This window comes from Streptomyces sp. NPDC004629 (assembly GCF_042873595.1).
Classification (GTDB): Bacteria; Actinomycetota; Actinomycetes; order Streptomycetales; family Streptomycetaceae; genus Streptomyces.
In genome coordinates this window covers 359,826-383,299 of record NZ_JBIALO010000002.1, presented here as the reverse complement: position 1 = coordinate 383,299, position 23,474 = coordinate 359,826, and the positions used below count along the sequence as shown (strand labels likewise).

The window sequence follows — 23,474 nt, the reverse complement described above, 5'->3', positions numbered from 1 at the left end:
GCCGCCTGCCCGCACCCTCGCCGTGAGCCGACCGACAGCCTCCGCGCTGCTCCGGCCGCTGCTCCGGGCGGCAAGCCCCCCACCCACACCCTGCGGCCCCCGACCCGGCGCACGGCACGCTGCCGGCGCAGGCCGTCGGTGCCGCTGTCCGGCAGGTCGGGGGGTGATCAGCGCATCCAGGCGCTGTAGTCCATGACATCACCGGCCTGCACGCCGTACTCGGGCTCGGCCACGCGGAAGGTGACCTCCAGCCCGAGCACGGCTCCGGTGGCCGGGTCCAGGACCAGCATCCGGCGGGCGCCGCCCGTGTCGTACACATACGCCTGGCCGGGCCGCCCGAGCCGGTCCGTCACCTGGCCGGCGGGTCGCAGGCCCGGGGCGTCGGCGAGGAGCCGCACGAGCGCCGCCGACTCGCGGGCGCCGAGCGTCCAGTGGTCCAGCAGTTCCCTCATGGCGTCGAGGAGTTCGGCCGTGGTCGGGGAGCCGGTGCGGATGGTCTCGGCGAGATAGCCGCGCAGCTGTGCCGGGTCGTGCGGGGGTGGCGCCTGCGGCGGCGCGTCGCTCCAGCTCGGCGGGTAGGTCCGCCGGCTGAGCACCTGTCCGTCCGCGACCCGGCGCGGCCCGTCGTCCCCGTCCGTGAGGACGGGACGGCCGGGGTGGCGGGGATCGGTCGCGACGACCAGTTCGGTGTGGCTGGCGTCGGCGTGCCAGCGCACGACGCGTTCCTCGGGCAGCGTGACCGGCGGCCGGTCGTCGCTCATGCCGAGGCTCCAGGTCTGCACGTGGGTGCCCTTGCGCAGCCGCGGGGAGCCGTCCGTGGCGGCCGCCTCGGCCAGCTCGGCGAGCCGGTCCAGGGGGACGGCGGCCGAGTGGGGGCTCACCACGAGCGGGCGGGGCGCGGCAATGGCGGGGGTGGTGCCCGTACCGCCGAGCAGCGCGGCCAGGACCGTCGCCATGACGACGGCGCAGGCCGCGAGGGACCAGGCCAGCCGGGTACGGCGACGGCGGCGGCCGGGGCGCGGGTCGTCCAGCAGCCGGGTACGGCGGCGGCCGAGGCGCGGGTCATCATCCGCAGCGAATCCCCGGCGTTCGACCTGCACCATCCCGAGGTGTCCGGCGCCGAGGAGCGGGAGTTGACGGCCTCGTGACCGCCACGGACGACGGGGAGCGGGGGGCGCGGGCGCTGGTCCGGGAGATCGAGGGTCATCTGCTGCTGGCCGCCGCCCGCGAGGAGGGCCGCACGGCCGCGGCCCGGCTCGCGGGTCGGCTTGGCTGGCTGACCGATACCCAACGCGAGGATCTGGAGCGGCAGTTCGAGGCGGAGTACCTGGGCCTGGCCCGCGCCTGCTGGCAGCGCACGGCGGAGCGCGCCGAGGAACTGCGCCACGCGTACGAGAGCCGCTACCGGGCGTTGCGGCAACGCCTGCTGGCCTGCTTCCTGCTCGCCTGCGCGGTGCCGTCGGCGACCCTGCTGCTGGCTCTGTCCACCGCCCGCTGAGGCCGCCGGCACCCCCACCCGCCTGCCCGCCCAGACCACACGGACGCCGACCTGGTCACGAACGCCCTGCCCACCACTCCCGTCCCCGCGCCCCCGCGTGAACCGACCCGGTGGCGCGCCTCGGGGCCCTGGGTCGCGTGGTGGGAGGCGTGGGTCCGGACCCGTCGGGCGGTGCGGGTTGGTCAGGGGGTCCAGTCTCGTGGGCGGAGGATGCCCAGCAGTTGGCGCACCAGTTCGTCGGTCACCTCGTCCAGCGTCGCGTCCACCCATCCGGCGCTCCAGTCGTGCAGGAGCCCGTTGACGCTGCCGATGAAGGCGGTGGCGGCGATGCGGTAGTCGCGGGGCGCCGCCTCGCCGCGTGCGACGGCCGCCCGCGCCTCGGCGCAGATCAGCTCGACCCAGCGGGCGCGGCGGGCCAGGCGCTGTTCCTCCAGGCGTGGGCTGACCCCGACGATCTCGACGAAGGTGATGCGGATGCGGCGCGGGTCGGCGGTGACGTTCGCGGCGTACGCGCGAAAGAGCACGGCGGCGCGCTCGGCGAGCGGCAGCCCCTCGGCGTCGGCGAGCGCGGATCTGACGGCCCGCTCGGCCCAGTCGTTGACCTGGAGGTGCAGGACGGCGAGGACGTCCTCCAGGGTGCGGAACTCCTCGTAGAACTGGCGGGTGGACAGGCCCGCCGCCTCGCTCAGCGCGGCGACCGTGCCGGCGCGGAAGCCCGGGGCGTCGCCGAAGAGCCCGAGCGCGGCGTCCAGGAAGCGCCGCCGCCGTTCGGCCTGCCGCTCCTCGGCGGACCTGCCCGCGTAGCGGCCGGTCGGCGCCCTGAGCCTGCCCGCCACGGTCCCTCCTCACCCGACGCACCCATGTGCCGGCCAATTTTGTCGTGCACGCGGTCTTGTGGAGAAGGCCACCCCACCTTACTTTTCAGTAAGTTCACTCTGAAGGCACCCGTGTTCAGACTTCTCGCCCTGTCAGGGCACGCATCCGCACGCACCCGCACCTCCCCCACCCAGAGGAGAGAGCAGTCATGCCTGCCTTCACCACCAGGCACCTTTGCTCCGTGGCCGCCGCACTCGCCTTGACCGTCACCGCTCCCGCCACCGCCACCGCCGCCACCGCCGCCGCGCCCGGTGCCCCGTCTCTGCGCGAGGTGCTGTTCGTCGGCAACAACTGGGACGGCACCGCGGACGTCATCGCCTCCCGCGGCGACTTCACGAAGATCGGCCGGATCGACGTCGTCCCGGACAAGGACCAACGGATGGCGGAGATCAACGCCGATCCGATCAAGTGGATCTACTTCATGGCCATCCGCAACAGCGTCGGCGAGGGCCACGACCAGTTCGTGGACGACATGTACTCCACCCCGGACGGCGGGTCGGTGGTGGTCTCCCGGCCCAGCTTCGCCGACGTGGTCTCGATCGACCTGGCCACCGGAGCGGTCAACTGGCGTTTCCCGGTGTCCGGTTACCGCGCCGACCACATGGCGGTCTCCCCCGACGGCACCCGGGTCGCGGTGTCCGCCTCGACCGGCAACACCGTGCATGTGCTGGACATCGACACCGGCCGGCAGCTCGGTTCCTTTGCCACCGGCGACAAGCCGCACGAGAACATCTTCACCAAGGACGGCAGATACATCTGGAACATGTCCATCGGGGACGTCAACACCGCCCTCGACGACCCGTTCTGGGACTGGACGAAGGGGGACCGGCACATCACGGTCGTCGACGCGACGACCTATCGGCAGGTCAAGGTCATCGACATGCGCGAACGCCTGGACGCCATCGGTCTCGATGACTTCTCGGACGCGGTCCGCCCCGCGGTCTTCTCCCCGGACGAGTCGAAGCTGTACTTCCAGGTCTCCTTCTTCAACGGCTTCCTGGAGTACGACATCGCCGCCGACCGGATCACCCGGGTGAAGACCCTGCCGAAGAACCCGGCGACCAGCGAGGACCGCACCACCTGGGTCAACGACTCGCGCCACCACGGCATCTCGATGAGCCCGGACGGTGCCAAGCTGTGCGTCGCGGGCACGATGGACGACTACGCCACCGTCGTCGACCGGACGAACCTCCAGCACGGCCCGCTGGTCGCCACGTCCAAGCCGTACTGGGCGACGGTCAGCGGCGACGGCAAGGACTGCGTGGTCTCCGAGAGCGGCGCCGACCAGGTCACCGCGATCAACTTCGCGACCGGGCGGAAGGTCGCCTCGGTCGCGGTCGGCGACCATCCGCAGCGGGTCAGGCTGGGCCATGTCCAGGCCGGCTGGACGTCTCCCGCGGGCGGCTGACGGCGCGTCCGACAGCCGGACGGCGGCCTGCCGGAACCGGGCCGCCGCCCGACCCGAACCCGGGCCGCCGCCCGACCCGAACCGGATCACCGCCCGACCCGAACCCGGGCCGCCGCCCGACCGAGGCCAGATCACCGCCCGACCCGAACCGGATCACCGCCCGACCCGAACCGGATCACCGCCCGACCCGAACCGGGCCGCCGCCCGGCCGGGGTCGCGCCGTCGGCGGACCTCAGCCGCCCAGCCGGCTGGTGAGACGGCCGACTTGATCGTGATGCCGCGCTGCCGCTCCAGCGCGAGCGTGTCCGTCCGGGTGCTGCCGGCGTCGACGCTGCCGACCTCGTCGATCACTCCGACAAAGTGCAGCAGCCGTTCGGTCAGGCTGGTCTTACCGGCGTCTACGTGCGCGAGGATTCCGAGATTGAGCAGATGCACTGAGCGTGATGTCCTTCGGCATGGGTGGGGTTCCTTCCTGGGGGGACATGCACGCAGCGCGCATGGTGGTCCTCTCTGTGTGACGACTGGTCCGGCGCAGTGCAGCAGCACCGGCGCTCGGGCCGCAACGGATTAACGCCCCGGCACGAGGCGCCCGCGCAGCACTCGCCGCGGCCACACCTCGGTCTTAGAGTGACGTACATCACGTCAGGTCGCTGATACCCCTCGCTCACGCCCGCACGGTCTGGAGGGCACATGACCCACATCAAGGTGACGGTGGACGGCACGCTCTACGAGGACGACGTGGAGCCCCGTCTCCTCCTCGCCCACTACCTGCGCGACCGGCTCGGCCTGACCGGCACCCCGATCGGCTGCGACACCTCGAACTGCGGGGCCTGCACGGTCGACCTGGACGGGGCGACCGTGAAGAGCTGCTCGGTGCTGGCCGTCCAGGCCGACGGGTCCGAGGTGACCACGGTGCAGGGCCTGGCCCGCGACGGGCAGCTGACGGCGTTGCAGCGCGCCTTCCACGAGCGGCACGCCCTCCAGTGCGGCTACTGCACCCCGGGCATGATCATGGCGGCACGGGACCTGCTGCGCGAGAACCCGCGCCCCGGCCCGGACGAGGTGCGCGAGGCCCTGGAGGGCAACCTGTGCCGCTGCACCGGCTACCAGAACATCGTCCGCGCGGTGCTCGCCGCCTCCGGACAGCAGCCCGCTGGGTCCGGGCAGGAGAGCGCTCAGGAGGTCACGGCATGACCGATCAGGCCGTAGCACGCGAGGTCGGCCGCTCCCGGCTGCGCAAGGAGGACGCCCGGCTGATCACCGGCCAGACCAACTGGACCGACAACATCCAGGTCACCGGCCTGCTGCACCTCGCGGTGCTGCGCAGCCCGATGGCTCATGCGCGCATCGGGCGCGTCGACGTCTCCCCGGCGCTCGACCGGCCCGGTGTGGTCGCGGCGTTCGGCGGCGCCGACCTCGCCGACGGGCTGGGCTCGCTGCCGTGCGCCTGGCCGGTGACCGAGGACATCGTGCTGCCCGACCACCCGCCGATCGCGGTGGACGAGGTCCGCTACGCCGGTGACCCGGTCGCCGTGGTGGTGGCCCGCGACCGGTACGCGGCGGCCGACGCGCTGGAGGCGATCGAGGTCGACTACGAGCCGCTGGAGCCGGTCCTCGACCTGGAGGCCGCGCTCGCGGACGACGCCCCGCTGGTCCACTCCGACAAGGGCACCAACCGCAGCTATGTGTGGCCGCTGGCGACCGGCGAGAGCTTCGCCGCGGTCCGCGAGCGCGCCGAGGTCACCCTGCGCCGCCGCTACCACCAGCAGCGCCTGATCCCCAACGCGATGGAGCCCCGCGCGGTCGTCGTCACCCCGCTCACCGCCTCCGGCGAGTACACGGTCTACTCGGCGACCCAGATCCCGCACATCCTGCGGATCATGCTGGCGACCGTCACCGGTGTGCCCGAGCACAAGCTGCGTGTGATCGCCCCGGACGTGGGCGGCGGCTTCGGTTCCAAGCTCCAGGTGTACGGCGAGGAGGCCATCGCCCTGGCCGTCGCCCGCAGGCTGGGCCGCCCGGTGAAGTGGACCGAGTCGCGCTCCGAGGGCTATCTGGCCACCCACCACGGCCGCGGCATGATCCAGGACGTCGAGGTGGCCGCCACCCGGGAGGGCAGGCTGCTCGGCCTCAAGGTGGACCTGATCGCCGACATGGGCGCCTATCTGATGCTCGTCACCCCGGGCACCCCGATCCTCGGCGCCTTCATGTACCCGGGGATCTACAAGATGGACTCCTACGAGTTCACCTGCACGGGCGTCTTCACCACCCGGACGCCCACCGACGCCTACCGGGGTGCCGGTCGCCCGGAGGCGACGTTCGCCATCGAGCGGATCATGGACGAGCTGGCCGCGGAGCTGGGCCTCGACCCGGTGGAGCTGCGGCGCCGCAACTGGATCCGGCACGAGGAGTTCCCGTACACCACGATCGCCGGGCTCACCTACGACAGCGGCGACTACGAGGCCGCGACGGACAAGGCCCTCGCCCTGTTCGGCTACGACGACCTGCGCGCCGAGCAGCGCGAACGCAACGCGCGCGGCGACACCGTACGCCTCGGCATCGGCGTGTCGACCTTCACCGAGATGTGCGGCCTCGCGCCGAGCCGGGTGCTGCGCGACCTCAGGTACGGGGCCGGCGGCTGGGAGGCGGCGAGCATCCGCATGCTGCCCACCGGCAAGGTCGAGGTGGTCACCGGCACCAGCCCGCACGGGCAGGGGCACGAGACCTGCTGGAGCCAGATCGCCGCCGACGTACTCGGCGTGCCGTTCGAGGACGTCGAGGTGGTGCACGGCGACACCCAGTCCGCCCCGCAGGGCATGGACACCTACGGCTCGCGGTCGCTGGTGGTCGGCGGCGAGGCCGTCCACCGGGCGGCGGCCAAGGTGGTGGACAAGGCCCGGAAGGTGGCCGCGCACCTGCTGGAGGCGAGCGAGCAGGACCTGGACTTCACGGACGGCGTGTTCTCCGTGAAGGGCTCCCCGGAGGCGCGCAGGACCATTCAGGAGATCGCCTTCGAGACGTTCTCCTCGCACGACCTGCCCGACGGCATGGAGCCGACCATCAACGCCGAGTACCTGGTCGACCCGGAGAACTTCTCCTACCCGCACGGCACCCATCTGTGCGCGGTCGAGATCGACACGGAGACCGGGGCGACCCGTATCCGGTCGTACGTCTGCGTGGACGACGTCGGCCGGGTGGTCAATCCGATGATCGTCGAGGGGCAGGTGCACGGCGGGCTCGCGCAGGGCATCGCGCAGGCCCTGTACGAGGAGGCCGTCTACGACGACGAGGGCAACCTGGTCTCCGGCACCATGGCGGACTACCTGGTGCCGTCCGCGGTGGACCTGCCGGACTTCGTGACCGACCGCACGGAGACGCCGGCCGCGTCGAACGCCCTGGGCGTCAAGGGAGTCGGCGAGGCGGGCACCATCGCCTCGACGCCCGCCGTGGTCAACGCGGTCGTGGACGCGCTCAGGCCGTTCGGCGTGCACGACGTGCGGATGCCCTGCACACCGGAGCGGGTCTGGCGGGCCGTGCGGTCGGCCGCCGCCGGGAAGGAGGCCACGGCATGATTCCCCCCGCGTTCGAGTACACCCGTCCGCACAGCGTCGACGAGGCGGTGCGCGCGCTCACGGAGGCGGGCGACGAGGCGAAGGTGCTGGCCGGCGGGCAGAGCCTGCTGCCGCTGCTGCGCCTCAGGCTGGCCTTCCCCGAACTCGTCGTGGACGTCGGCCGGATCCCGGAGCTGCGCGGGGTCCGCGAGGACGGCGACAGCCTCGTCATCGGCGCGCTGACCACCCACCACGACATGATCCGCGACCCGCTGATCCGCCGGCACGCGGGACTGCTCGCGGCGGCCACGCGGACCGTCGCCGACCCCGCCGTGCGGCACCGGGGCACCCTCGGCGGCTCGCTGGCGCACGCCGACCCGGCCGGCGATCTGCCGGCGGTGCTGCTGGCCCTGGGCGGCGAACTGGTCGCCGCCGGTCCGGACGGGCGGCGCACCATCGCGGCGGGCGACTTCTTCGTGGACTACTTCCAGTCCGCGCTGGCCCCCGACGAACTGCTGGTGGAGGTGCGGGTGCCGAAGACGGACGGCTGGGACTTCCACTACGAGAAGTTCCACCCGGTCGCCCAGGCCTGGGCGATCGTCGGCGTGGCGGCCCTGGTGCGCCGGGACGGCCGCCGGATCGCCGAGGCCCGCATCGGGCTCACCAACATGGGCAGCACCCCGCTGCGGGCGGCGGCCGCCGAGCGGGCCCTGGCCGGCGCCGCGGATCCGGACGCCGTCGCCCGCGCCGCCGAGCAGGCCGCCGAGGGCACCCGGCCCGCCCAGGACGTGTCGGCCTCGCCCGAGTACCGGGCGCACCTCGCGCGGGTGCTGACCCGGCGGGCGGTGCTGGCCGCCACCGGAGCGAGGTGAGCGCCGATCACCCGGATGGACGACCCGGAGCAGGTACGGGCCCGCCTGGAGGAGACGGGGTACCTCGTCGACGAGGGGCTGGCCGTCACCTGCTTCCTGGCCCTGAGACTGCACCGGCCGCTGTTCTGCGAGGGAGACGCGGGCGTCGGCAAGACCGCGCTCGCCTCGGCCCTCGCCGAGGCGCTGGACGCCCCGCTGATCCGGTTGCAGTGCCACGAGGGCATCGACGCCGCGCAGGCCCTGTACGACTGGGACTTCCCGCGCCAGCTGCTGCATCTGCGGGCCGCCGAGGCGGCCGGGGTCACCGATGCCGACCGGCTGGAGAGCGAGTTGTACGACCGGCGGTTCCTGATCGCCCGGCCGCTGCTGCGGGCGTTGCAGACCTGGCCGTCGGTGCTCCTGGTCGACGAGATCGACCGGGCCGACGACGAGTTCGAGGCCTTCCTGCTGGAGCTGCTGTCCGAGTACTCGGTGACCGTTCCGGAGCTGGGCACGCTGCGCGCCGAGGTGCCGCCGGTCGTGGTGCTGACCTCGAACCGGACCCGGGAGGTGCACGACGCGCTGAAGCGTCGGTGCCTGTACCACTGGTTCGACCACCCCTCCTTCGCCCGCGAACTGGCCATCGTGCGCCGCCGGCTGCCGGGGGTCGCGGAGCGGCTGGCCGAGCAGGTGACCGCCCTGGTGCAGGCGCTGCGGGGTGCCGATCTGCTGAAGCCGCCGGGCGTGGCCGAGACGATCGACTGGGCGCAGGCCCTGGACGCCCTCGGGGCGAGCGAGGTCGACGCGGAGCTGGCGGTGGCCACACTGGGCTCGGTGCTGAAGTACCGGGAGGACACGGAGCGGGCGCGCGGACTCGACCTCACGGCGGTGCTGGCGGCCCGGGGAGCGCGAGCGCCATGACGGACAGCGGACGCGCAGCGGTCCGGGGACGGTGGGCGGACGGGCCCGCGGGGCCCGACGCGGTGCTGCTCGGCTTCGTGCGCGCGCTGCGGGCGGCGGGGGTCGACGCGAGCACCGAGCGGCTGTACGCCTTCCTGCGTGCGGTCGGCGTCCTGCGGCCGGGGGTTCGTGCAGACGTGCACGCGGCGGGCCGGGCCACGCTGTGCGGCGGGCGGGACGACCTGGAGCGGTACGAGCGGGTGTTCGCCGCGTACTTCGGGCCGGCCGGCGGCTCCGCGCCGCCCCCGGCCCGCGCCGCCGCCCCGCCCCGGGCCCGGACCCGGCTCGCCGTGCGGGACGCCGCGCCCGGCGCCCGCGCGGCGGACGGCGGCGAGCCGCCGGGGCCGCCCGCCCTGGCGTTCGCCAGCTCCGCCGAGGTGCTGCGCCACCGCGACCTCGGTGATCTGGACGCCGCCGAACGCGCCCAGCTCAACCGGCTGCTGGCCGCGTTCGCGCCGCACGGGCAGACCCGGCTGTCCGCGCGCCGCCGGCCGGCCCGGCACGGCGCCGTCGACCCGCGCCGGACCGTGCGGGAGCTGCTGCGACGCGGCGGCGAGCCCGCGCTGCTGCGCCGGCGCGCGCGCCTGCGCCGGCCGCGCCGGGTGGTGCTGCTGGTCGACGTGAGCGGTTCGATGGCGCCGTACGCCGACGCGCTGCTGCGGTTCGCGCACGCGGCGGCCCGGCGGGCGCCGACGGAGGTGTTCACCATCGGCACCCGGCTGACCCGGGTGACCCGCGAACTCGGCCACCGCGACCCCGACCTGGCGATGGCGGCGCTCGCGGCGGCCGTGCCCGACTGGCGCGGCGGCACCCGGCTCGGCGTGTTGCTGCGCGAGTTCCTGAACCACTGGGGGCAGCGCGGCATGGCGCGCGGCGCGGTCGTCGTGCTGCTCTCGGACGGCTGGGAGCGCGGCGATCCCGGGCTGCTCGGCGCGCAGATGCGTCGGCTGCACGCGCTGGCGCACCGGGTCATCTGGGCCAACCCCCGCAAGGCGCGCCCCGGTTACGCGCCGCTGGCCGGGGGGATGGCGGCGGCCCTGCCGAGCGTGGACACATTCGTCGAGGGGCACAGCCTGGCGGCGCTGGAGCGGCTGGCGGCCGTGGTGCGCGGGGCGGCGGCAGACGATCCGGCCGATGCCGCCGGACGGAGAGGAGCGGAGCGTGCGTGAGATTCTTCCGGCCCTGGAGCGCTGGTACGCGGCGGGCGTCCCGTTCGGGCTCGCCACGGTCGTGGCGGTCAGTCGCAGCGCGCCGCGCGGGCCCGGCGCGGCCATGGCGGTCGGGCCCGACGACGAGGTCGTGGGCAGCGTGTCCGGCGGCTGTGTGGAGGGCGCCGTCTTCGAACTGGCGCAGGAGGTCGTGGCGAGCGGCGAGGCCCGCCTTGAGACCTTCGGCTACAGCGACGAGGACGCGTTCGCGGTCGGTCTCACCTGCGGCGGTGAGATCACCCTGCTGGTGCGGCCCGTGACGGCCGCGGCCGATCCCGTCTTCGGCGCCGTCGCCGCGTCGGTCGCGCGCGGCGAACCCGTGACGGTGGCCACGGTGGTCGACGGGCCGGCACCGCGCGGCGCCGCGCTCGCGGTGTGGCCGGGGGCGGTGGCCGGCACCCTCGGCACGGTCGGCCTGGACGCGGCGGTCACCGCGGACGCGCGCGGCGAACTGGCCCTCGGCGCCACCGGGTCGAGGCACTACGGCCGGCACGGCGAGCGCCGCGAGGACGCCGTCACCGTGTTCCTGCACTCGTTCGCGCCGCCGCCCCGGATGCTGGTCTTCGGCGCGATCGACTACGCGGCGGCGGTGGCCCGCATCGGCGACTTCCTCGGCTACCGGGTCACCGTGTGCGACGCCCGCCCGGTCTTCGCCACGCCGAAGCGGTTCCCGGCGGCCGTGGAGGTCGTCGTGGACTGGCCGCACCGCTATCTGAGCGGTACCGGCACCGACGAGCGGACGGTGATCTGCGTGCTCACCCACGATCCGAAGTTCGACGTGCCGCTGCTGGAGGAGGCGCTGCGCCGGCCGGCCGCGTACATCGGGGCGATGGGCAGCCGCCGTACCCACGACGAGCGCAGGAAGCGGCTGGCCGAGGCGGGCGTCGGCGCGCAGGAGCTGGCCCGGCTGCGCTCGCCGCTCGGGCTCGACCTCGGGGCCCGTACGCCCGAGGAGGTCGCCGTGTCCGTCGCCGCCGAGATCGTCGCGCTACGGTGGGGCGGCAGCGGCGTGCCCCTCACCGCGACCGCCGGGGCCATCCATCCGGCGGGCGCCTGCTGAGTGCGAGGAGGAAGTCATGGAACTGCACCACGAGTTCACGGTCCCCGTCCCGGTCGACGACGCCTGGCGCGCGCTCCTCGACATCGAGCGCATCGCGCCGTGCCTGCCGGGTGCCACGGTGGAGGAGTACGACGGCACGACGGTGACCGGCGCGGTGAAGGTCAAGGTCGGCCCGGTCACCGTGGCCTACCGGGGCACCGCCCTCTTCGAGGAGAAGGACGGGACGGCGCACCGGATGGTGCTGGTGGCGAGCGGCCGGGAGACCCGGGGGCAGGGGACGGCCCGTGCCACCGTCACCGGCACGCTGAGCGGGCGCGACGGCGGCACGGCGGTGGCGGTGGACACCGATCTGACGGTGACCGGGCGGCCGGCGCAGTTCGGCCGTGGGGTGCTCGCGGAGGTCGGGGACCGGCTGGTGGGGCAGTTCGCGCAGTGTCTGGCCGAACGGCTGGGCGAGCGGCCCGAGGCACCGGCCCCGGCGGAGCCGGAACCACTGGACCTGGTCCGCGCGGCCGGTGTACCGGTGGCCAAGCGGGCGGCGGGCGTGGCAGCGGCGCTGGGCATAGTCGTACTGGTGTACGCAGGCGTGCGCAGATGCCTGCGATCCAGGCGCCACCGCTGACCCCCGCACGAGAGCGCCCCAAAGGGGCGCGGGGAACGGCGCGAGCAACCACGACACACCCGCAGCCAACCGACAACAGCACAGCGCGGCACAACCAGCGGAGCGCTACCGCAGCCGGTGCAGGGTCACATCCGTGAGCGCGGCATCGGTCAGGGTCGCCGTGAGGTAGGTGCAGTGGGGCTGGCGGCGGCGGTCGGTGGGTGAGCCGGGGTTGAGCAGCCGCAGGCCGGTCGGGGTCGTGCTGTCCCAGGGGATGTGGCTGTGGCCGAAGACCAGCACGTCCAGGTCGGGGAAGCGGGCGGCGCAGCGCGCCTCGCGGCCCGCGGCGGGCCCGGTCTCGTGGACGACGCCGAAGCGCAGGCCGCCGAGTTCGGCGCGGGCAACTTCGGGCAGGCGGGCGCGCAGCTCGGGTCCGTCGTTGTTGCCGTACACCGCGACCAGCCGCCGGCTGCGGCTCTCCAGCAGGTCCAGGGTGGCGGTGTCGACCCAGTCGCCGGCGTGGAACACCACGTCGGCCTGCGGGAGTTCGGCGAGCAGCGGCTCCGGCAGCCGGTCGGCGCGCCGGGGCAGATGGGTGTCGGACATGAGGAGCAGGCGCACTGGGCCAGCGTAGGGCAGCGCGTCCCGGCGGCCACGCGACGGAAGATCCATCACGGAGAATCCGTCAGGCAACTTCCATCAGGCAAGACTGAACAGTTTGAACTGGACAGTTTGGGCTGATCGACTTAGGGTGCTCGCCGTGGACGACATCTCCGACTCCGCCGCCCGTGCCGCGCGCGACCTGCGCGTGGTGTTCAGCCGACTGCGACGCCGCATACGGGAGGTCGCGCAGGACACCGACCTCACGCCCTCCCAGGAGTCGGCGCTCACCCTGGTGGGCAAGCACGGCGCTGCCACCGCCAGCGCCCTGGCGTCCGCGGAGGGCGTGCGACCGCAGTCGATGGCCGCCACCCTCGCCGCGCTCGACCAGCACGGCCTGATCCGGCGCGCCCCCGACCCCGACGACGGCCGCCGTCAGCTGGTCACCCTCACCGACGCGGGCCGGGCCCGCGTCGAGGGCAACCGGCAGGCGCATGAGGAGTGGCTGGCCCGAGCTTTTCAGGACCGGTTCACCGAGGACGAGCGCCGCACGGTCCTGGAGGCGCTGACCCTCATGGAACGCCTGTCGCAGCAGTGACACCGAGGATCGGCCCGCTCCGCCGCACCCTCCACGGAAACACACCCCGAAAGGCCCGACCGATGGCACTCACCGCCCTCGACCCCCGTACCGCCCTCGTCGTGATCGACCTCCAGCGCGGCATCGCCGCCGCGCCCACGCAGCCGTACGGCGGCCCCGAGGTGGTGGCCCGCTCGGCGGAGCTGGCCGACGCCTTCCGGGCCCGTGACCTGCCCGTGGTCCTGGTCCGGGTCTCCTTCGCCCCAAACTGGGCGGACCGGGTCCCCGGCCGTACCGAGCACCAGGGTCCCGGCGGGTCCTACCCGGAGGGCTGGGACGTGATCGTCGACGAGCTGTCCGGACACCCCGGCGACATCCACATCACCAAGCACAACTGGGGCGCCTTCCACGGCACCGACCTCGACGTCCAGCTGCGCCGCCGGGGTGTCACCCAGATCGTCCTGACCGGCATCGCCACCAGCATCGGCGTCGAGTCCACCGCACGCGCAGCCTACGAGCACGGCTACCACGTCACGGTCGCCACGGACGCCGTCGCCGACCGCACGCCCGAGGCGCACGCGAACAGCGTCGAGCGGATCTTCCCGCGGCTCGGCGAGACGGGCACGACGCAGGAGGTCCTCCAGCTCCTGGCCAGGACCCACGGCTGACCCCCACCACGGCCCGGCCCCCGGTGCAGGGCGGTCGCCGCCCGCACCGGCGGCCGGGTTAACATTCGGCAACGCATGCCGTGCCACCAAGGCAACGGGAAGCGAGCTAAGGGGGCTTGGAAGCCGGATGCCGGTCAAGGTCAGTGTCATCGTCCCCGTCTACAACCCCGGGCCGTACATCGAGGACTGCGTCGCCTCGCTGCTGCGGCAGTCGCTGCCCGACAACGAGTACGAAGTGATCTTCGTCGACGACGGCTCCACCGACGCCACCCCGGCGCGACTGGACGAGCTGGCCGCCGAACACCCGCGGATCACGGTCATCCACCAGCCGAACTCCGGCTGGTCGGGCAAGCCGCGCAACGTGGGGATCGCCGCGTCCCGCGGCGAGTTCGTGATGTTCGTCGACAACGACGACTACCTCGGCGACGAGGCCCTGGAGCGGATGTACGCGTACGGGGTGGCGAACAAGGCCGACGTGATCGTGGGCAAGATGGCCGGCAAGGGCCGGCCGGTCCCGGTGGAGCTGTTCCGGCGCAACCACCCGCGCGCCACCGTCGACAACGCCCCGCTCATCGACAGCCTCACCCCGCACAAGATGGTCAGGCGCGCCTTCCTGGAACGCACCGGACTGCGCTTCCCCGAGGGCCGGCGCCGTCTGGAAGACCACGTCTTCGTGACGGAGGCGTATCTGCGCGCGGACAACGTCTCCGTGCTCAGCGACTACGTCTGCTACTACCACGTGAAGCGGGGCGACGCCTCGAACGCCGGTTTCCAGCCCTTCGAACCGGTCGGCTACTTCAAGAACCTCCGCGAGGCACTGGACATCGTCGAGCGGTACACCGAGCCGGGCCCGCTGCGCGACCGGCTGCTGCGCCGCTGGCTGCGCGTCGAGATCGTCGACCGGATGAGCGGCCGGCGCCTGCTCGGCCTCCCGGACGACTACCGGCGGCAGCTGCTCCGGGAGATGCACAAGGTGGTCGTGGAACGGTTCGGACCGGGCGTCGCCCCCGGTCTGCGCCCAGGGCAGCGCATCGTCGCCGCGCTGATCAGGGACGACCGCTACGACGACCTGGTCGCCCAGGCCGAGTGGGAGGCCGGGGTCGGCCCGCGGGCCGTGCCGACCGGTGTCGAATGGCTCGACGGCACGCTGCGGGTCTCCTTCCACGCCGAGTACCAGCGCGGCGGCGAGCCCCTGACCTTCCCCGTCGACGGGGAAGGCACCCCCACGGCCGAGTCGCCCCGGGACCTGGACCAGGCGGTGGCCTGGCTGGGCGCGGACGCCGTCGACGGCTTCGAGAAGGCGACCGCCGACCTCGTCCTGCGCGACCGCGCCAGCTCCGCCTCCTTCTTCCAGCCGGTGGAGGTCACCCGTGAACGGGTCCCGGCCGGCGCCGGACGGGTCCGGCTGGTGCTGCGCGCGACGGCCCGCGTCGACCCCGGCACCGCGGCGGGCGGCACCGCCCTGCACGCCGGCCTGTGGGACGCGTACGTACGGTTCGGGCTCGGCGGCTGGACCAAGGAGTGCCGGCTGGGCCCGGTCCGCGGGCCCGACCGCCCCACGCCGCCGGCCGGAGTCGTCGCGGACCGCGTGGTGCTGCCGTACTGGACCAAGCAGTACGACAACTTCTCCCTGGACGTCGATCGGGCGGGCAAGGCGCTCGGCCTCGGCCGGCTGACACCCGAGGACGCCGCGGTCTCCGACACCCATCCGCTGAGCGCCGCGCTGCCCCTGTACGTCCCCGACCGCATCCCCGTCCTGGTGCGGCTGACCAACGCCGCGACCGGCGAGCGGCAGCAGCGGACCGGGACGCTCACCCCGGCCGACGGCTCCCGCTCACTGCTGGAGGCCGGGGTACCCCTGCGCGAGTTGCGCGGGGCCGCCTGGCGGCTGGAGGTGTGCCTCGTCCCGCAGGCCGAGGCGCCCCGCTTCCTGCCGCTGCCGCTCGTGCTGCGGCCCGGACGCGGCGGCGGCGCCCTGCTGAGCCGTCCCGCCGCGGCGGGACCGGTGCGCCGGCTGGTGCGCCGGGCCCGGCGGATCCTGGGCGCCGCACTGCGGGGGACGGCATCGCGGGCGACGGCACGGAAGGGATGACGCAGTGCGGGCACTGGAGATTTCGGACGCCTGGGTCCTGGAGCCCAAGGTCTTCCCGGACCACCGGGGCAGCTTCCACGAGTGGTTCCGGGGCGAGGAGTTCCGCGAGGCCACCGGCTACGACCTGAGCCTCGCCCAGGCCAACTGCTCGGTGTCCCGGCGGGGCGTGCTGCGCGGGGTGCACTTCGCCGACGTGCCGCCCGGCCAGGCCAAGTACCTGACCTGTGTCCGCGGAGCCGTGCTCGACGTGGTCGTGGACATCCGCGTCGGCTCGCCCACCTACGGCCGGTGGGAGGCGCTGCGGCTGGACGAGGACAACCGGTACGCGGTCTTCCTCGCCGAGGGGCTCGGCCATGCGTTCATGGCCCTCACCGACGACGCCACGGTGCTGTACCTGTGCTCGGCCGGCTACGCACCGAAGCGCGAGCACGCGGTACACCCGCTGGACCCGCGGCTGGGCATCGAGTGGCCGCGGGGCATCGAACCGGTGCTGTCCGAGAAGGACGCCGAGGCTCCCACCCTGGCCGAGGCGGAGCGGTCCGGTCTGCTACCCGATTACGCGGACTGCTCCGCCCACTACGAGGGGCTGCGCTCCCGGCGGCTCAGCGGCTGACGCCGTACTGCGCCACCGCACGGCGCAGCGGCTCCCAGCCGCGGGACCGCTTGGTGCCACGGTTGCGGGCCGCCGCCAGCGGCCCCCAGAAACCGGCCGACAGCAGCGCCTCGGGCCGCACCGCCGTGGTGCGGTCCAGGATCGACTCGGGCACCTTCTGCGGATCGGGCACCTCGAACTCGGCGACGATCTCGTCGTACCTGTCCTTCAGGACCGTGTCGGACGGGTCGGCCCCGAAGACCAGGAGCTGACCGGTGGGAGCGGTGTCGACGAGGACCGTCACCAGGTCGGGGCGGTGGCGGCCCAGGATCTCGACGAGCTTGTAGACATCGCCGGTCCAGGCGTTGGTGTGCCGGTCACGGGCCGCCTCGTCCACGGTGCGCGGCAGCATGTCGTCGAAGACGATCACGCTGGCCCAGTCCGAGTGCCGTTCGATGTTCATGAAGTCGCGCAGCGCGTACTCGAACAGGTGCATGCCGTCGATGAACGACAGATCGAGGGTGGTGCGCCGCCAGTACCCGAGCGGGCTGCGGTTGCGGGCGATGTTGCGCAGCGGATGCCGGCCGCCCCGCAGATGCGCGAGCGGGTTCTCCCGGGCGAAGAAGTCGTCGCTGGTCGCCTTGGCGAGGTGGACGTCGCAGCGGATCTCCGAGACCACCTTGAACGCGGGGTCGATCGCGATGCTCGGCACCCGGGACAGCGTCAGGCTGCGGCCGTCGTTGACGCCGATCTCCAGGTAGTTGCGGTTCGCGGTGACCTTGTGCAGTTCCCGCAGGAACTCGTGCCGTTTCACTGGGACATCTCCTCGCGGATGTGGGGCAGTGCTTCGTGCAGGGCGGCCCGCCAGTTGCGCGGCGGTGCCAGGCCGATCTCCCGCCACCGGCCGTGCCCGAGGGCGCTGTAGGCGGGCCGGGGCGCGGGGCGCGGGAAGGCGGCGCTGCCGACCGGGCGCACCCGGTCCGGGTCCGCGCCCGCCAGCGCGAACACCTCCCGGGCCAGTTCGTGCCAGCTGGCCTCGCCGGAACTGGTGGCGTGGAACACTCCGTGCGGGCCGCCGCCCGCGGTGAGCCGGGCGCCGAGGTCCGCGATCCGGGCGGCCACGTCCGCGCTCCAGGTCGGCTGGCCACGCTGGTCGTCGACCACGTCGACGGTGTCGCGGCGGGCCTCCAGTTCCAGCATGGTGCGCACGAAGCTGGGTCCGTGGACGCCGTACAGCCAGGCGGTGCGGACGACGACCGCGGCGCCCGGGAGTTCGCCGAGCACCGCACGCTCGCCGGCGAGCTTGGTGCGGCCGTAGGCGGTGCGCGGGGCCGGAGGGTGGTCCTCGGGGTAGGGCGTGCGGGCGACGGTCTCCGGCCGGGCCGGATCCGGGGTGCCGGGATGCTTCTCGCCGTCGAAGACGTAGTCGGTGGAGATGTGCACCAGGCGGGCGCCCCGGGCGGCGCAGGCGCGGGCGAGCAGGCGCGGCCCGTCGCCGTTGACGGCGAGCGCCCTGGCCTCGTCCGTCTCGGCGGCGTCGACGGCGGTGTACGCCGCGCAGTTGACGACCACGTCCGGGCGGTGTTCCTCGAAGGCCCGCCGTACCGAGTCGGGTTCGGTGATGTCGAGTGCCGCGCGGTCGAGGCCCCGCACCTGCGCGCCGCGGCGGAGCAGTTCCCCGACCGTGTCCCGGCCGAGCATGCCGCCCGCCCCGGTGACCAGCCACCTCATCGCGCCCCCCGCTGTTTGAGCGGCTGCCACCAGGCCCGGTGGTCGCGGTACCAGTCGACGGTCTCGGCGAGGGCGGTGGCGAAGTCGCGGCGCGGACGGTAGCCCAACTCGTCGCGGGCCTTGCTCCAGTTCACCGAGTAGCGCAGGTCGTGGCCCTTGCGGTCCGCAACGTGGTCGACCCGGTCCCAGTCGGCGCCGCAGGCCTCCAGCAGCAGGGCGGTGAGGTCCCGGTTGCTCAGTTCGGTGCCGCCGCCGATGTTGTAGACCTCGCCGGGGCGGCCCTTCGCGCGGACCAGTTCGATGCCCCGGCAGTGGTCGTCGACGTGCAGCCAGTCGCGGACGTTGCGCCCGTCCCCGTACAGCGGGACCCTGAGGCCGTCCAGCAGGTTGGTGACGAACAGCGGGACGACCTTCTCCGGGAACTGGTGCGGGCCGTAGTTGTTGGAGCAGCGGGTGACCCGGACATCGAGGCCGTGGGTGCGGTGGTAGGCGAGGGCGAGCAGGTCGGCGGACGCCTTGGAGGCGGAGTAGGGCGAGTTGGGGGCGAGCGGGTGGGTCTCGGGCCAGGAGCCGGACTCGATGGAGCCGTAGACCTCGTCGGTGGAGATGTGCACGAACGGGCCGACGCCGTGCCGCAGGGCAGCGTCCAGCAGCGTCTGGGTGCCGACCACGTTGGTGAGCACGAACTCGCCCGCCGCGTCGATCGACCGGTCCACGTGTGATTCGGCGGCGAAGTGCACGACCTGGTCGGCGTCCGCCATCAGCTTGTCGACCAGACCGGCGTCGCGGATGTCGCCGTGCACGAAGTCGAGGCGGGGGTGGCCGACGGGCAGGTTGGTCAGGGTGCCGGCGTAGGTGAGCTTGTCGAGCACCGTGATCCGGGGCGCGTGCGGGGCGTCGGCGGCGAGGAGCGCACGGACGTACGCCGAGCCTATGAACCCGGCGGCGCCGGTGACGAGGAGATTCATGAACGGATCTGCACCTTGCTGTGGTCTCCGAGGACGAGGCGGTGGGCACTGGGCACCTTGGCCGTCGGGGTCACCTCGACGTGCCGGCCGATCAGCGAGGACTCGATCCGGCCCACCCCGTCGATGGACGAGTCCCGCAGCACGATGGAGAACTCCAGTTCGCTGCCGGTGATCCGGCAGTTCTCCGCGACGGAGGTGAAGGGCCCGACGTAGGAGTCGCGGACGACGGTCCCGGCCCCGATGACGGCGGGGCCGACGATCCGCGAGTTGTGTATGCGCGCGCCCCGCTCGACCACCACCCGGCCGACGGTCTCGGACCGCTCGTCCACCTCGCCGTCGATGCGCCGCTGCACCGACTCCAGGACGGTCCGGTTGACCTCCAGCATGTCGCCGACGTTGCCGGTGTCCTTCCAGTAGCCCTCGACGAGCGTGGAGCGCACGTCGGCGTGGGTGTCGATGAGGTGCTGGATGGCGTCGGTGATCTCCAACTCGCCGCGCCAGGACGGCTTCACGGCGCGTACGGCCTCGTGGACCGCGGGGCTGAACAGATAGACCCCGACCAGCGCCAGGTCGCTCTTGGGATGCCGCGGCTTCTCCTCCAGACCCACCACCCGGCCGGACGCGTCGAGTTCGGCGACGCCGAAGGAGCGCGGGTCGGGGACGTGGGTGAGCAGGATCTGGGCGTCGGGGCGGCGCACCCGGAACTCCTCGACGAGGTCGCTGATGCCGCCGACCACGAAGTTGTCGCCGAGATACATCACAAAGTCGTCGTCCCCGAGGAAGTCCCGTGCGATCAGCACCGCGTGGGCCAGTCCCAGGGGCCGCTCCTGGGGTATGTACGTCACCTTCAGGCCGAACGCCGAGCCGTCTGCGACCGCCGCCTCGATCTCGGCGGCGGTGTCGCCGACGATCATCCCGACCTCGGTGATCCCGGCCGCCGCGATGGACTCAAGCCCGTAGAACAGCACGGGTTTGTTGGCCACCGGCACGAGCTGTTTCGCCGATGTGTGGGTGATCGGACGCAGCCGTGTACCGGCGCCGCCGGAGAGCACGAGTGCCTTCATCTGCCACACCCTATAGGCGATCGTCCGGATCGGACCTTTGTTTGTCCTGCCGGTCGGTTACGACGGTACGTCCTCGGTACTGCCGGAACCTTTCCGGGGGGTGGAATCCGGCTGGGCGCAAGGTTCTCCACACCGGGGCGACGGCGTCAGTTCGTCTCCGGTTCGATCGCGTCCCGCTGCACCTCGGCCTCGACGTCGGTCAGGGACCGGCCCTCGTCGCGGGCGTACTCCCTCAGCGCGGTCTGCAGGTCCCGGGCCAGGTCCCGCCAGGCCCGTACGGCGGTCTCGTAGGTGTCCGCCTGGGTGGCGGTCAACTGGGCCTCGGCCGGGGGGCCGTAGGCGTCCCGCAGCTCCTGTACCTGGGCGTGGGCGGCGTCGGCGGCGCGCTGCTTGGCGACGAGTTCTTCGAAGGTGTGCGACACGGCATGGACCCTAGGCACGGCGCGCGCGACGCACCACCGCGACCTGCCGGGCGGGGCCCGCACCGCTACCCGTGTGGCGGTCAGCCGCCGAGCGGCAGCTCGGCCCACACCTGCTTGCCGCCGCCCGCCGGTACCGTCCCCCACGCCGCCGACATGGCCTCCACGAGCACAATGCCCCGGCCGCCGGTGGCCTCCCAGCCGAGGCTGGTGGGTTTGACGGGGGTGCGGGGCGAGACGTCGGCGACGGCGACACGGAAGCGGTGGTTGACCAGCGTGAGGTCGAGGCGTACCTGGCCGTCGGTGTGCACGAGCGCGTTGGTGACGAGTTCGGAGACGACGAGGAGCACGGCGTCCCCGGTGTCGGCGGGCACTGCCCAGGAACGCAGGGTGCGCCGGGTGAAGCGGCGGGCGTGCCGCACCGCCTCGGGCACCCGCCACACGGTCCAGCTCTCCCGGCGCGGGCGTACGGCCATGCCGTCGTAGCGCATGAGCAGCAGCGCCACGTCGTCGCCGCGGTGGGCGCCGCCCAGCAGGGCGTCGGCGACCTGGCCCAGGTGGGCCGGGTCGGCGGCGGCCAGCTCGCGGGCGAGCCGGTTCAGTCCCGCGTCGATGTCCTCCTCGGCGGACTCGACCAGGCCGTCGGTGGTCAGCGCGAGCAGGGTGCCGGGCAGCAGCCGCAGCTGGGTCATCGGGAAGTCGGCCTGGGGCAGCACGCCGAGCGGGGGGCCGCCCGCGGCCTCCACGACCTGCGTGCCGGCGTCCGGGTGACGCAGCACGGGGGGCAGGTGACCGGCCCGTACGCACCAGGCGGAGCCCTCCTCCATGTCGACGTCGACGTAGGCGCAGGTGGCGAAGAGGTCCGTCTCCATCTCCATCAGAAGCCGGTTGGCGTGCGAGACGACCACGTCGGGCGGGTGGCCCTCGGCGGCGTAGGCGCGCAGCGCGGTGCGCATCTGGCCCATGAGGGTGGCGGCGCCCGCGTTGTGGCCCTGGACGTCGCCGATGACGAGGGCGACGTGGTTGTCGGGCAGCGGGATCACGTCGTACCAGTCGCCGCCGACCTCCAGGCCCGCGGTGGTGGGCAGATAGCGGGCGACGGCGACCCCGCCGGGCAGCCGGGGCAGCCGGCGCGGCAGCAGGGCGCGTTGCAGCATGCCGACCAGTTCGTGCTCCGCGTCGAAGGCGCGGGCGCGCATCAGGGCCTGCCCGGCCAGGCCCGCTGAGGCGGTGAGCAGGGCGCGCTCGTCGGGGCCGACGTCATGGGGGCGGTCCCAGCCGATCAGGCAGGCGCCGGCCGTGCGGCCGGCGGCGGACAGCGGCAGCACGGCCAGGCCGCCGGGCCCGACCCCGGCGAGGGCGGGCTCCAGGGCGGTGCCCGCCGGCCAGATCCGGGCGCGGCCCTCGCGCAGGGCCGCGGCGAGGGTGGGCATGGCGCGCACCGGGGCGTCGGGCCACTCGGTGCGCCACTCGGTGCGCCACAGCTCGGGCCAGGCCTCCGGTTCTGGCGGGTCGAGGACGATGACCACGAGCCGGTCGTTCTCCAGCTCGGCGAGGGCGATCCGGTCGGCCTGGAGCGGTCTGCGCAGGGCGGCCACGACGGCCTCACTGACGTCCCTGACGGTGCCCGCGGTGGCGAGGGACGCGGCCAGGCGCTGCACCCGGGCCACATCGGTGACGTCTGAGCGGAGCGTGGAGGCGTCCGCGACGGTGCCGACGAGCCGGGCCGGGCGGCCGTCGCCGCCGGGCAGCAGCCGGCCGCGCAGCCGCAGCCACTTCGGCGGGCCGGAGGGTTGCAGGATGCGGAACTCCAGCTCGCGTTCGCCGAGCGACATGTGGTCGGCCTCGACGACGGACATGAGCGAGGGCAGGTCCTCGGGCACGGTCAGGCCGAGCAGCGTCTCCACCTTGCCGTCGAACGTGCCCCGGCCGATACGGAACAGTTCCAGGATCCGCTCGCCGACCTCGATGCGGCCGGTGTCCATGGCCAGGCTGAACGCGTCGGCGGGCAGTTCGCCGGTGTCCTCGGGCCGGGCCGCGCCGGGCAGCGGGATCGCGCCGGCGACCAGGGCGAGGCAGGCGCGGTCCTCGCCGTCGAAGCCGCGGGGGTTCTCGGTCGCGGCGAGCAGCACGCCGTCGCCGCCGGGCACCGGGAGCGCGGCCACGCAGAAGTCCGGTGAAGGGGTGCGGCGTGCCTCGGGCGAGCCGGCCAGTTCCTCGGGGCCGAGCCACCGCGGGTGCCCGGTGCGGTGGGCCTCGGCGGCCGGGGAGCGGCCGGGGACGGGATAGCTGTCGCGCAGTCCGTACAGGGTGCGCGGCAGTCCCGCCGACTCGGTGAGGCAGAGCAGGGTGCCGTCGTCACCGAGGGTGTACAGGCCGGCGAAGGCCGCGCCGGCGAGGACGAGGGCCTGTTCGAGGACGCGGCGGGGCCGGTCGGCGGTCCCGGGGTCGGCGGCGAGCGCTTCGAGGGCGGCTTCGGCACGCTCCGTCCTCGTTCTGCGTACCGCAGCGCCCTCACTGACCACGTCCGCCATTACAGCGCTTATGGGACGTCCGCGCAGCCCCTGTGACCGTCCCGCGGAGCCACGGACCCGCCGTTCACCGGGCTCTTCGACGCAGTCCACGAGCGCCCGCCCGGCGACACCACCCGCAATGCCCAGTTGACGCGCCCCACTCCACACACAGCCACCGCCCACCCCGACTGGCACCGCAGGGACGGTGACCAGCCGGAACGGACGGCACCGCGTGGT

At 73.6% G+C, this 23,474-nt stretch carries 22 protein-coding genes and 1 pseudogene; 13 read left to right on the top strand and 10 right to left on the bottom strand.

The window, feature by feature from the left end; genetic code table 11:
- Positions 1 to 167 precede the first annotated feature (167 nt).
- Entirely contained in the window at positions 168 to 1,103 is a 936-nt protein-coding gene (locus ACFYTE_RS04705; RefSeq protein WP_388704837.1) for a CU044_5270 family protein, read from the bottom strand.
- Between the two features lie 41 nt (positions 1,104 to 1,144).
- Between ACFYTE_RS04705 and ACFYTE_RS04700 the strand changes: the two genes are divergently transcribed.
- Entirely contained in the window at positions 1,145 to 1,498 is a 354-nt protein-coding gene (locus tag ACFYTE_RS04700) for a hypothetical protein (protein WP_388704834.1), read from the top strand.
- A 182-nt stretch (positions 1,499 to 1,680) separates the two neighbouring features.
- Here the strand turns inward: ACFYTE_RS04700 and ACFYTE_RS04695 are convergent, their stop codons facing one another.
- Positions 1,681 to 2,334: a TetR/AcrR family transcriptional regulator gene (locus ACFYTE_RS04695; protein WP_388704831.1), complete on the bottom strand. Its 654-nt coding sequence runs from the start codon at positions 2,332 to 2,334 to the stop codon at positions 1,681 to 1,683.
- A gap of 188 nt (positions 2,335 to 2,522) precedes the next feature.
- Between ACFYTE_RS04695 and ACFYTE_RS04690 the strand changes: the two genes are divergently transcribed.
- On the top strand, positions 2,523 to 3,782 hold the full coding sequence (locus ACFYTE_RS04690; protein ID WP_388704828.1) for a YncE family protein: 1,260 nt from the start codon (positions 2,523 to 2,525) through the stop codon (positions 3,780 to 3,782).
- Positions 3,783 to 4,022: 240 nt separating this feature from the next.
- Here ACFYTE_RS04690 and ACFYTE_RS04685 read toward each other — a convergent pair.
- Positions 4,023 to 4,217 (bottom strand): annotated as a pseudogene (locus ACFYTE_RS04685) (GTP-binding protein); the annotation flags it as partial.
- A gap of 255 nt (positions 4,218 to 4,472) precedes the next feature.
- Between ACFYTE_RS04685 and ACFYTE_RS04680 the strand changes: the two are divergent.
- The 7 genes from ACFYTE_RS04680 to ACFYTE_RS04650 are packed head-to-tail and all read left to right on the top strand — an operon-like array spanning position 4,473 to position 12,034.
- The gene (locus tag ACFYTE_RS04680) at positions 4,473 to 4,976 is read left to right on the top strand and encodes a (2Fe-2S)-binding protein (RefSeq protein ID WP_388704826.1); all 504 of its coding nucleotides are present in this window, start codon (positions 4,473 to 4,475) and stop codon (positions 4,974 to 4,976) included.
- Positions 4,973 to 7,354, top strand: a complete 2,382-nt coding sequence (locus ACFYTE_RS04675; RefSeq protein WP_388704824.1) for a xanthine dehydrogenase family protein molybdopterin-binding subunit — start codon at positions 4,973 to 4,975, stop codon at positions 7,352 to 7,354. Before ACFYTE_RS04680 ends, ACFYTE_RS04675 begins: the two co-directional genes overlap by 4 nt.
- Positions 7,351 to 8,205, top strand: coding sequence for an FAD binding domain-containing protein (locus ACFYTE_RS04670; protein ID WP_388704821.1), 855 nt, complete (start codon positions 7,351 to 7,353; stop codon positions 8,203 to 8,205). The genes ACFYTE_RS04675 and ACFYTE_RS04670 overlap by 4 nt, the downstream gene beginning before the upstream one ends.
- 15 nt (positions 8,206 to 8,220) lie before the next feature.
- The gene (locus tag ACFYTE_RS04665; RefSeq protein WP_388704818.1) at positions 8,221 to 9,105 is read left to right on the top strand and encodes an AAA family ATPase; all 885 of its coding nucleotides are present in this window, start codon (positions 8,221 to 8,223) and stop codon (positions 9,103 to 9,105) included.
- Positions 9,102 to 10,313: a VWA domain-containing protein gene (locus ACFYTE_RS04660; protein WP_388704816.1), complete on the top strand. Its 1,212-nt coding sequence runs from the start codon at positions 9,102 to 9,104 to the stop codon at positions 10,311 to 10,313. Before ACFYTE_RS04665 ends, ACFYTE_RS04660 begins: the two co-directional genes overlap by 4 nt.
- Entirely contained in the window at positions 10,306 to 11,412 is a 1,107-nt protein-coding gene (locus tag ACFYTE_RS04655) for an XdhC family protein (protein ID WP_388704813.1), read from the top strand. Before ACFYTE_RS04660 ends, ACFYTE_RS04655 begins: the two co-directional genes overlap by 8 nt.
- Before the next feature lie 16 nt (positions 11,413 to 11,428).
- Positions 11,429 to 12,034, top strand: a complete 606-nt coding sequence (locus ACFYTE_RS04650; RefSeq protein ID WP_388704810.1) for an SRPBCC family protein — start codon at positions 11,429 to 11,431, stop codon at positions 12,032 to 12,034.
- Between the two features lie 105 nt (positions 12,035 to 12,139).
- Here the strand turns inward: ACFYTE_RS04650 and ACFYTE_RS04645 are convergent, their stop codons facing one another.
- Positions 12,140 to 12,634 (bottom strand): metallophosphoesterase family protein, encoded by a 495-nt coding sequence (locus ACFYTE_RS04645; RefSeq protein ID WP_388704807.1) that lies wholly within the window; start codon positions 12,632 to 12,634, stop codon positions 12,140 to 12,142.
- Between the two features lie 139 nt (positions 12,635 to 12,773).
- Between ACFYTE_RS04645 and ACFYTE_RS04640 the strand changes: the two genes are divergently transcribed.
- The 4 genes from ACFYTE_RS04640 (at position 12,774) to rfbC (ending at position 16,563) form a co-directional block, all read left to right on the top strand.
- Positions 12,774 to 13,211: a MarR family winged helix-turn-helix transcriptional regulator gene (locus ACFYTE_RS04640; protein ID WP_388704805.1), complete on the top strand. Its 438-nt coding sequence runs from the start codon at positions 12,774 to 12,776 to the stop codon at positions 13,209 to 13,211.
- A gap of 62 nt (positions 13,212 to 13,273) precedes the next feature.
- On the top strand, positions 13,274 to 13,858 hold the full coding sequence (locus ACFYTE_RS04635; RefSeq protein WP_388704802.1) for a hydrolase: 585 nt from the start codon (positions 13,274 to 13,276) through the stop codon (positions 13,856 to 13,858).
- A gap of 127 nt (positions 13,859 to 13,985) precedes the next feature.
- Positions 13,986 to 15,950 carry a glycosyltransferase family 2 protein gene (locus ACFYTE_RS04630; protein ID WP_388704799.1) on the top strand — a complete coding sequence of 655 codons (1,965 nt, stop codon included), beginning with the start codon at positions 13,986 to 13,988 and terminating at the stop codon, positions 15,948 to 15,950.
- Between the two features lie 4 nt (positions 15,951 to 15,954).
- Entirely contained in the window at positions 15,955 to 16,563 is a 609-nt protein-coding gene (gene rfbC, locus ACFYTE_RS04625) for a dTDP-4-dehydrorhamnose 3,5-epimerase (protein ID WP_388704796.1), read from the top strand.
- Here the strand turns inward: rfbC and ACFYTE_RS04620 are convergent.
- From ACFYTE_RS04620 to ACFYTE_RS04595, 6 genes are all read right to left on the bottom strand, one after another.
- Complete coding sequence (locus tag ACFYTE_RS04620; RefSeq protein WP_388704794.1) at positions 16,553 to 17,356, bottom strand: class I SAM-dependent methyltransferase; 804 nt, start codon at positions 17,354 to 17,356, stop codon at positions 16,553 to 16,555. The two genes, rfbC and ACFYTE_RS04620, sit on opposite strands and share 11 nt — an antisense overlap.
- Positions 17,353 to 18,273 (bottom strand): dTDP-4-dehydrorhamnose reductase, encoded by a 921-nt coding sequence (gene rfbD / locus ACFYTE_RS04615; protein WP_388704791.1) that lies wholly within the window; start codon positions 18,271 to 18,273, stop codon positions 17,353 to 17,355. Before rfbD ends, ACFYTE_RS04620 begins: the two co-directional genes overlap by 4 nt.
- Entirely contained in the window at positions 18,270 to 19,241 is a 972-nt protein-coding gene (gene rfbB, locus ACFYTE_RS04610) for a dTDP-glucose 4,6-dehydratase (protein WP_388704789.1), read from the bottom strand. The genes rfbD and rfbB overlap by 4 nt, the downstream gene beginning before the upstream one ends.
- On the bottom strand, positions 19,238 to 20,305 hold the full coding sequence (locus tag ACFYTE_RS04605) for a glucose-1-phosphate thymidylyltransferase (RefSeq protein WP_388704786.1): 1,068 nt from the start codon (positions 20,303 to 20,305) through the stop codon (positions 19,238 to 19,240). The genes rfbB and ACFYTE_RS04605 overlap by 4 nt, the downstream gene beginning before the upstream one ends.
- A 146-nt stretch (positions 20,306 to 20,451) precedes the next feature.
- Positions 20,452 to 20,727: a hypothetical protein gene (locus tag ACFYTE_RS04600; RefSeq protein ID WP_388704783.1), complete on the bottom strand. Its 276-nt coding sequence runs from the start codon at positions 20,725 to 20,727 to the stop codon at positions 20,452 to 20,454.
- An 80-nt stretch (positions 20,728 to 20,807) separates the two neighbouring features.
- A complete protein-coding gene (locus ACFYTE_RS04595) occupies positions 20,808 to 23,258 on the bottom strand; it encodes a SpoIIE family protein phosphatase (RefSeq protein ID WP_388704780.1) in 2,451 nt (816 codons plus the stop codon).
- Positions 23,259 to 23,474: the final 216 nt, after the last annotated feature.